The sequence below is a fragment of the Halomonas sp. Cn5-12 genome, assembly GCF_021532545.1.
GTDB lineage: Bacteria > Pseudomonadota > Gammaproteobacteria > Pseudomonadales > Halomonadaceae > Vreelandella > Vreelandella aquamarina.
Window position 1 is genome coordinate 1 of record NZ_JAKGAY010000074.1, and the last position, 1,392, is coordinate 1,392.

The 1,392-nt window shown below is 58.1% G+C and carries 1 protein-coding gene; it reads left to right on the top strand.

The genetic code is table 11. From position 1 onward, the window contains the following. Positions 1 to 82: 82 nt before the first annotated feature. Complete coding sequence (locus tag L1249_RS17320; RefSeq protein WP_137093735.1) at positions 83 to 1,243, top strand: RNA-guided endonuclease InsQ/TnpB family protein; 1,161 nt, start codon at positions 83 to 85, stop codon at positions 1,241 to 1,243. Positions 1,244 to 1,392: the final 149 nt, after the last annotated feature.

Consider the following 1,392-nt stretch of genomic DNA (forward strand, 5'->3'; position numbering starts at 1 on the left):
CCTTTTAGGCCGAGGCAGGATAGCGCGAGGCGCGCAGCGCCTCTTAGTTGACATGCTAGATTTACCACGTTAATTTTTAGCCATGACGACCGTACACCGTGCCTACCGCTATCGGTTTTATCCCACGTCCGAGCAAGCTGACCAGCTTGCCCGGACGTTTGGCTGTGTGCGCTATGTCTACAACCACTTCCTGCGCCAGCGCACCGATGCCTGGTTCGAGCGTCAAGAGCGCATGGGCTACAACGCCACCGCCAAAGCGCTCACCACCCTCAAGAAACAGCCGGACACGGCGTTTCTGGCCGAGGTGTCCAATGTCTGCTTGCAACAGTCGCTCCGGCATCTCGACCGCGCCTTCTCAAACTTCTTCAAAGGTCAGGCGCGGTATCCCACCTTCAAGAAAAAACAGCGCAAACAGTCGGCCACGTACATGGCCAACGGTTTTCGCTGGCGCGACGGCAAGCTGTGGCTGGCTAAGCACAAAGACCCACTCGATATCCGCTGGAGCCGGTATTTTTCCGGCACACCAAGCAGTATCACGGTGAGCTGCGATACCGCTGGCCGTTACCACGTCAGCTTTTTGGTGGAAGAAGCGGTCACGCCGCTGCCCGTGACACCCAAAATGGTCGGTATCGACCTGGGACTGACGCATCGCGTCATCACCAGTGACGGCGACAAAATCCCCAACCCGCGTTTTCTCCATCGTACCGAGCGCAAACTCGCACGGGTGCAACGCAACCTGTCGCGCAAACAGAAAGGCTCGCAAAACCGCGCCAAGGCGCGGCATCGAGTGGCGAAGGTGCATGCCAAGCTGGCCGACCAACGCCGCGACGCCACCCATAAACTCTCCACGCAGCTTATTCACGAGAACCAAGTCATTGCTGCCGAGAGTTTGCCGGTCAAGAACCTGCTGAAAAACCGCTCACTGGCCAAGGCCATTAGCGACGTGGGTTGGCACCAGCTTACCCAACAACTGGCGTACAAGGCCGAGCGGTACGGGCGCGATTTCGTCCAGATCGACAAGTGGTATCCCAGCTCAAAACGCTGTTTTCACTGTGGCCATATCACCGAGAAGATGCCGCTCAATGTCCGCACTTGGGATTGCCCACACTGTGGCACCCAAGGCATCGACCGCGATGTGAACGCTGCCCGCAACATTTTGCAATCGGGCAAAGCCATTCTGGCTGGTGCTGACAAGCTCCGTCAGCATGAAAAGACGACTACCGTGGGGCTCACGGGAGGTTAAGCCTGTGGAGCTTGTGTAAGACCTGAGGTGCCATCACCAAGGGCAACGGGCTGTGAAGCAGGAACCCGGAAGGCAACAACCGGGAATCCCCTTCCTTTCCGCCGCAGGCGGCAGCTTCCTAAGAAGCTGAGGAAGGGGAGGAGGTCAAG

Bases quoted from the DNA above. Each gene is read 5' to 3' on its own strand.
- L1249_RS17320 (WP_137093735.1), top strand. From the start codon at position 83: ATGACGACCGTACACCGTGCCTACCGCTATCGGTTTTATCCCACGTCC.